Consider the following 6,761-nt stretch of genomic DNA (forward strand, 5'->3'; position numbering starts at 1 on the left):
TACACTTTTTCATTTTTAACTACTATTTATTTTTTAAATACACCAATTTGAATGAACTTACCTGCAAGTAACAACGAAATTATTTAGTTCAGCAATTTTGCTCAATTTAGAGAATATGTAAGAAGAGGTTTAGTAATAAAAGAAGTGAAAGCTGACTAACAAGGCTACGGGAGGAATTCGGGTAGAGTAGATGGGTTACACGGGTAGATAAAGCGATCTCTAGGCCCTTTTAATAAAAAGCGCTTTAATTGAAATGAAAGTGATGGAACAGACTGTTCTCTCTATCTTCATCTAAAAAAGTGAGCTTACATTGTTTATGTAAGCTCACTTTGTGTATTTCTTATTCTTTATTCATTACGCTATGCTTTTTACCATAAGAAAAATAGAGGATTAACCCAAACACAAACCAAATACCGCATGCAATCCACGTATAAATAGAGAGCTGGGTAATTAAAAATAAACATAACAAGAATGAACAAATTGGCAGAATTGGAAAGAATGGTACTTTAAACCCGCTCGATGGTATACTCTTATTTTTTCTTAAATAAATAACGCCGATTGAAACGATTGTAAATGCAAGTAACGTTCCCATGTTTACTAGTTCTGCTAGTTTAGATAATGGGACGAAGCCGGCACAAAAAGCTACAAGTGTTGCAAAGACCCACGTATTTTTAACAGGAGTTTTATATTTTTTATTAAGCTCATACATGCTTTTCGGCAGCAATCCATCGCGGCCAAACGCGTAAAGAAGTCTAGTCCCGCCATATGACATAACAAGTATAACGGTCATCATCCCAACAACAGCACCAAGTGAAATAACGCCAGCTATCCAATCTTGATGAACTAACTGCATCACAAAGCTAACTGGATCACTTACATTTAACTTTGTATATGGAACCATCCCAGTCAAAACAAGCGAAACAGCTACATAAAGGATTGTACAAATAAATAATGAACCAATAATTCCAATTGGCATATTACGTTGTGGATTCTTTACCTCCTCAGCCGCTGACGACACAGCATCGAACCCTAGATAAGCAAAGAAAACAAGGGCTGCCCCGCTCATAACACCATTTACTCCGAATGGCATAAATGGCTGCCAATTAGCAGGCTCAACATAAAAAATACCCACGCCAATAAATAAAAGAATAACCCCTACTTTAATAAATACCATGATCATATTAAATTTCGTAGATTCTTTTATTCCAAGCGTTAATAAGAAAGCAGTGGCAAATATAATGGCGATAGCCGGTACATTTACATATGTTCCATCTGCTGGATTAAAAGAACCGGAGATGGCCTTTGGAATAGTAATATTAAAGCCTTCTAACAGAGCACTTAAATAAGCAGACCAGCCAGTTGCAACCGCTGCAACGGCTAAACCGTATTCTAACAGTAAAGCCCATCCAACTAACCAAGCGACTAATTCTCCAAACACAATGTATCCATACGTATAGGCACTACCTGTTACCGGCACGGATGAAGAAAACTCTGAATAACACATAGCTGCCAATGCACAGACGATAGCAGCTATAATAAAGGAAAAGATGATAGCTGGTCCGGCGTGGTTCGCGGCTACTGTCCCAGGAAGGATAAATATACCTGTTCCGACAATGGCACCAACCCCCAGCAGCATTAAATCAAAAGCTCCTAATGTTTGTTGCAGCTGGACATCTCCCTTTTTTTTCAGCAATTCCTCAATATTTTTTTTCCTGAATAATTTATTTTTCATACTGAACCCTCATTTTTAGAAATATGTAAAAATTCTATACGATTATCTCTTAAAGGTCAACTAGTTTTGTCGAATTACCATTATTTTTGTCGAATTATGATATATTTTTCGAAAAATTAGTTAAACAATTGACTAGTTACTAAAAAAAAGAGATGTGATTTATATGGGAAGCATCAGGAAGGTGCTGATTTGCGACCTAAAGGAAATGACCATACTAAAAAGTCCAATTTCTCCATTTTATACTGAGAAATTGGACGTGGTTCATTGCTCCAGAAAAGCACCCAATTGGTAAAACCTTTCTCTATGCGATTCGTTCTCAAATCTACATTTTATCGTGTGAACTTTAAACCCTTAGCGAGCCACGAAATCCTCTGGCGGCATAGTAAGATTCTGCTCCGTTGTGATAGACAAAGACATGCCCGAAACGATAATCACAAAAAAGTGCACCGCCGAGTTCTCTAATATCAGAAGGCGTTTGTACCCAGCTCGACGTTTTCATATCGAAATTCCCAAGCGTCTGCAACGCTCGATATTGTTCTTCTGTTAAAAGTTCAATGCCCATGGCAGCCGCCATATCAACCGCATTATTTTCTGGTTTATGTTTCTTCCTTGATTCCAGCGCTTCGCGATCATAACAAACACTTCTGCGCCCCTTAGGACTTTCCACTGAACAATCACAAAAAATGTATTCGTTCGTCTTTTTATCATGGCCCACGACATCTGGTTCGCCACCTGTTCTTTCCATTTCATGGAGCGACCACAGCTTTTCATTGTTAACTTCCAGCTTTTCTTGGACTTTAACCCATTCAATATCCTTATGACGATGCATGTTTTTTTCAAAACGAGCTTTTAATGCTCTGAGTAATTCCTCACGCTGCTCTAGCGGCAACTCCTCTTTATAGCCGATTTCATTTCTCTTTGTCATTTTAGTTTCCCCTTGTTTTTATTCATAACCATTTATCTTACAATAAATCATTTAACTAGCTGTATAAATTCAGTTTACAACAAATTATACGATGAAGAAAATGTATTCCCTTTTACTCTTTATTCCATTTATCGAAATACAGGATTTGAATTAAATTTAATTGCAAATGATTATAAAGCCACACCCAATTTACACATTAGATTTCTATAATTGAGGATATACAAAAACCATAAGTTGGAGAGTATCAGCGCACCGGCCACCATCCGCAATAAGAAGATGAAGCTTTATATCATTCAAACGACAGGAAATAGCATGCAAACAACCTTGTTGGCACGCCGTTTTTATTTTGTTATGTATTTGCAGCACGGAATATCGTACGTTGTCTTCATACTGGTCAGACATTCTTACGTATTTCCATCAGTTGTTCACATTTCCACGATTGAATGATGACTGTTTAATTTAAAGTAATTTACCACCTATTTAAGAAAGGCTGAATAGGCTCCGATTCACGAATTGGCCCTTACTTTGCTTTCAAACTTACCGCGATGTGAACCGTCACAAAACGGTTTGTGATTGGACAAACCACAACGACACAACTTGAACTGTTCTCCAATGTTGAACGGATTCCCTTCGCCATCCACTAGCTCTACATCTCCTGTAACGATAGCTGGCCCATTATCGGTTACTTTGATAACAACTTTGGACATTTTTATCCCTCCCTTAAGATTTCTTCATCCTGAATTATTGCCCTTCTTTGATATTCTTATGCAGCATTACTAATTTAATCTTTGTCTTAATGTCAGTTAAATCAACATGAGGGTAGATGTATTTTTGGATAAGCACTGTTTAGGTTTGTTAATTATTGAAAGATCCATTTCGTTCGTTCTAAACTATCCAAATAATAGCTGTCTCCAAGACCTAATAACCTAATGAGAGTAATTGAGCGTTCTTGCTAAAAGTTTGTGGAATCCTGCTCATCGATGTATTGTTAACGCCATATCTTTACCATTCCCAAACCATTTCTAACTCTTTTACTGCCGCTATCTCTTCAATTTAAGTGTTAATTTTTAAATCTTTCTCAAATACTTTAGTTATAATTAAACCATGCATACTCAATTAAGGGAGGAGATGAATATAGGTCATACATTCGTTAGGAATACAGTTTGCTTATCTTTATTTGTTTTGCTTATTGTTTCCCTACAAACTAAAAGTTATTTTCTGATTTGTTTATGGATCTTATGTTCTATTTATTTATTTATTTGTTCCAATAAGTCTATAAGACTATTCGTCATTACTAATATACTTTTTGGCATAGGCTTCTTTATGTATTTGTATATAAATTCGCATTGGGTTATTCACATAGAAGCAAAAGAATTAAACATATTTTTAAACCGCTTTTCATTAGTGATAATCCTCACTCTACTGGCCATACCAGCTCTCTTTTCTCGTTCTCCATTCATCAAGTATTGGAGGAAGCCTGAATGGAACGGATTCATTTATTTTCCCTTCATTTGGTCAGGCTTTCATCAAGCGAAGGTTAAATTCTTTCTACTCATCGCTGTAATAGTAAATATTTTAATATTCACGCCATTCGTTGTTCTAAACGGCTGGTCTTTTATTCGAGAAATCTGGTTTCTGGCTATCGTTTTTTCCACTGTAAATGCCCTATTAGAAGAACTCATTTGGAGAGGAGCTCTTTTAAGCCGCTTTTCAGAACAGTTCGGTGAAAAATGGGCAGTCGTTATAACGAGCTTAGGGTTTGGTTTACAACATTATTCTCTCGGTTTCCCATGGCTTGTTTGTATAGCATTTTCTATTGGCGGAATGTTTTATGGTGGGATTACAATAAAATCGAAAAGCATTATTCCCTCTGTTGTATGGCATATAGTGTTAAATATACTTATGGTATTAAGCGGCTTCATCTTAAAATAGAGACGAATAAAAGCCCCGGAATTCGGGACTTTTTTATAAAATAATATTTAACAAACATGTTAGATCGTTTTCAATCCTTCGTTAGTTATTAAGTCCGTTCCATATGAGTTATCGATGGCACAAAGCCATTCTCCATGTGAATTTTTCTTAAATACGTAGGTTGCTCTTCTATCCATAGAATAGTCAACTTCTTGTTTATCAGCATCAAGGAATGTTTGGGAAATGACTAACGCCGTATCACCTGCTTCTAAAATAGTCATTTCCCCCTGTGTTGGCACAAGAGAATTGTTAAAGTATTGGGCAATGGCTATAAATGCTTTTTTAATTTCCTCTTTGCCTCTGGCAATCCTCCCTGGCTTTATAACCAGAATCGCATCCTCAGTATAGTAATTCATTAGCTTGTCAAAATCCTCCTGCTTAATGGCGAGATCACACTTTCTGATCACTTCTTTTAATTCATGTTTCATAAAACACTTCCTTTCTGCTATTTTTAACAGAGTGATTAGATAAATTTTACATGATGACTAGCTGTTAAACTACATTTTTATCATCCGAGCTATAAAAAGAAAAAAGCCAACAGACCACTGCCGACTTTTTTCTCTTTATTAGCTCAGTTATACTTGGTTGTTGACTTTTGCTGCAGGCGGACGCTTTCCGCCACAATCCACTATTGAAAAACAGCCGTCCTTATTAACGGAGCTTTTTTATTAAATTAAAATGGTTTCCTGAAGACCACTAGTCTTCCATGATTTCATCAAAGGCTGCTGAAACTTTGTCGAACTCTTCATCGCTTTCTATAGCTGTAAAGTCTCCATCCTCGTCTACTTTTAAAAAGAAGATATCGATGTCTTCTTCGGTTTCTTCTTGAAGATCCTCTACGAAAGCAACAGCAACATACTGGGTTCCTTCAATGTTAATTTCCGCCAGCACCTCCACTTTTTGATCCTGGTCATTTTCATCACTAATTGTAAACACTTCGCCTACTTCAATGTTCTCCATACGATAACCCCTCTCCTTTATAAAACTGATCCTGAGCTTATTTCCTTTAAAAAGCAGCCCTACTCATTTTATTTCCAAATAGCCCTCAATTCATGCAGAAAATGAAGATTTTAAAAATTAACGTACGAGGGGCCTTGGGGCTAGTGTCACCCCTAAAAGTACTGCAGCCGTGACGGCGATAGCTAATCAAGTAATACTCTGATTCCTCTCTATCTGTTGACCTAAACTTTAGTCATCATAAGCATTTAAAAAGCAAACTATTCTTGCGCTTACTAAAACTTATATATATTTTTGAACTTGTTAATAGCCTTACATTTTGGACATTTAACATTCACTTCTACATTAGCAGCTCGGCTTCTTCCGCCGCTTACACTAATGCTCTCTAATACAATTACTTGATCTGTTACTTCTTTGCCCAAGTATATTTTACGGTAGGTTTCTGTGGAACACTCTCCCTTGACAACAGCTACATAATCAATTTTTGTTCTACATATTAGACACTTTTCTTCACCTTGTACTACATCTTCATCTATTCTAGTTACTGGAAATATCATTTTACCCACCCCTTTTCCCTTGTACTTCGGCAAAAAGAGTCATATCCCTCTTACCATTTATCTTTTTTGTGAAATTGATACAAGCTAATCAACAAAAAGTCCCTTTTGCATAAAAGGGACCTTGCTTTTTATTTCTCCATCGGCACAACTTCCAAATAATCGTCCAACTGGTCGACTGGCAGCTCTAACTGCGATCCGTCACTTAGTATAAGAGCAATAATGCCCTCCTCCTCTTCAGTCGGTTCTATTAACGTCACAGAAAGACTGCTCTCCTTGCATCGGATGTCAACTTTATTTTCAAATATAAAGTCATCTAAATCCTCAAAATTTTTAATTCCCTTTAAGACCAAAAAAACCATCCCCTTTCGTGGTTATGGTTTTATTTCAATATAGATTGGCAAAATCCTTTTATAAGTTAGAAAAAACTCGTCCTCGGGAATGCGTTTTTCCAGATTAGTGACTCAGATCTGATTATTCTCTTTTTAGGACACAAACTGACTGAAAAACCATTTCTCTTTCATCTCGTAAGCCATGTATAAAAACCCTCATTTTTCAGAATAGAGAAAAATGAGGGTTTAGTTTAAATTATGTATGGCGGAGAAGGAGGGATTTGAACCCT

9 protein-coding genes are annotated in these 6,761 nt (G+C 36.5%); 2 read left to right on the forward strand and 7 right to left on the reverse strand.

Annotated features, from left to right (window positions below):
* Positions 1-340: 340 nt before the first annotated feature.
* Together bcaP and A8F95_RS15420 are read right to left on the reverse strand one after the other, a co-directional pair.
* Entirely contained in the window at positions 341-1,732 is a 1,392-nt protein-coding gene (gene bcaP, locus A8F95_RS15415; protein WP_065411321.1) for a branched-chain amino acid transporter BcaP, read from the reverse strand.
* A gap of 343 nt (positions 1,733-2,075) precedes the next feature.
* Entirely contained in the window at positions 2,076-2,657 is a 582-nt protein-coding gene (locus A8F95_RS15420; RefSeq protein WP_065411322.1) for a DUF4256 domain-containing protein, read from the reverse strand.
* 234 nt (positions 2,658-2,891) lie between these two features.
* Between A8F95_RS15420 and A8F95_RS22155 the strand changes: the two genes are divergently transcribed.
* Complete coding sequence (locus A8F95_RS22155; protein WP_141676282.1) at positions 2,892-3,104, forward strand: hypothetical protein; 213 nt, start codon at positions 2,892-2,894, stop codon at positions 3,102-3,104.
* A 59-nt stretch (positions 3,105-3,163) separates the two neighbouring features.
* Here the strand turns inward: A8F95_RS22155 and A8F95_RS15425 are convergent, their stop codons facing one another.
* Positions 3,164-3,364, reverse strand: coding sequence for a CDGSH iron-sulfur domain-containing protein (locus A8F95_RS15425; protein ID WP_065411323.1), 201 nt, complete (start codon positions 3,362-3,364; stop codon positions 3,164-3,166).
* Between the two features lie 697 nt (positions 3,365-4,061).
* Here A8F95_RS15425 and A8F95_RS15430 point away from each other — a divergent pair.
* Positions 4,062-4,589, forward strand: coding sequence for a CPBP family intramembrane glutamic endopeptidase (locus tag A8F95_RS15430; RefSeq protein ID WP_245671374.1), 528 nt, complete (start codon positions 4,062-4,064; stop codon positions 4,587-4,589).
* 59 nt (positions 4,590-4,648) lie between these two features.
* Here the strand turns inward: A8F95_RS15430 and A8F95_RS15435 are convergent, their stop codons facing one another.
* From A8F95_RS15435 to A8F95_RS22630, 4 genes are all read right to left on the reverse strand, one after another.
* Complete coding sequence (locus A8F95_RS15435) at positions 4,649-5,056, reverse strand: YybH family protein (protein ID WP_065411325.1); 408 nt, start codon at positions 5,054-5,056, stop codon at positions 4,649-4,651.
* 268 nt (positions 5,057-5,324) lie between these two features.
* Positions 5,325-5,588: a DUF1292 domain-containing protein gene (locus tag A8F95_RS15440; RefSeq protein ID WP_049662522.1), complete on the reverse strand. Its 264-nt coding sequence runs from the start codon at positions 5,586-5,588 to the stop codon at positions 5,325-5,327.
* Positions 5,589-5,860: 272 nt separating this feature from the next.
* Positions 5,861-6,142: a hypothetical protein gene (locus tag A8F95_RS15445; RefSeq protein ID WP_065411326.1), complete on the reverse strand. Its 282-nt coding sequence runs from the start codon at positions 6,140-6,142 to the stop codon at positions 5,861-5,863.
* 128 nt (positions 6,143-6,270) lie between these two features.
* Positions 6,271-6,501, reverse strand: a complete 231-nt coding sequence (locus tag A8F95_RS22630) for a hypothetical protein (RefSeq protein WP_176713727.1) — start codon at positions 6,499-6,501, stop codon at positions 6,271-6,273.
* Between the last annotated feature and the right edge of the window lie 260 nt (positions 6,502-6,761).

This window comes from Pseudobacillus wudalianchiensis (assembly GCF_001685015.1).
In the GTDB taxonomy this organism is placed as follows: domain Bacteria; phylum Bacillota; class Bacilli; order Bacillales; family Domibacillaceae; genus Pseudobacillus; species Pseudobacillus wudalianchiensis.

What these genes read in the sequence shown, in the direction of transcription:
- A8F95_RS15440 (WP_049662522.1), bottom strand. Translation starts at nt 5,588, where the DNA reads ATGGAGAACATTGAAGTAGGCGAAGTGTTTACAATTAGTGATGAAAAT.
- A8F95_RS15420 (WP_065411322.1), bottom strand. Translation starts at nt 2,657, where the DNA reads ATGACAAAGAGAAATGAAATCGGCTATAAAGAGGAGTTGCCGCTAGAG.
- A8F95_RS15445 (WP_065411326.1), bottom strand. Translation starts at nt 6,142, where the DNA reads ATGATATTTCCAGTAACTAGAATAGATGAAGATGTAGTACAAGGTGAA.
- bcaP (WP_065411321.1), bottom strand. Translation starts at nt 1,732, where the DNA reads ATGAAAAATAAATTATTCAGGAAAAAAAATATTGAGGAATTGCTGAAA.
- A8F95_RS22630 (WP_176713727.1), bottom strand. Translation starts at nt 6,501, where the DNA reads ATGGTTTTTTTGGTCTTAAAGGGAATTAAAAATTTTGAGGATTTAGAT.
- A8F95_RS15435 (WP_065411325.1), bottom strand. Translation starts at nt 5,056, where the DNA reads ATGAAACATGAATTAAAAGAAGTGATCAGAAAGTGTGATCTCGCCATT.
- A8F95_RS15425 (WP_065411323.1), bottom strand. Translation starts at nt 3,364, where the DNA reads ATGTCCAAAGTTGTTATCAAAGTAACCGATAATGGGCCAGCTATCGTT.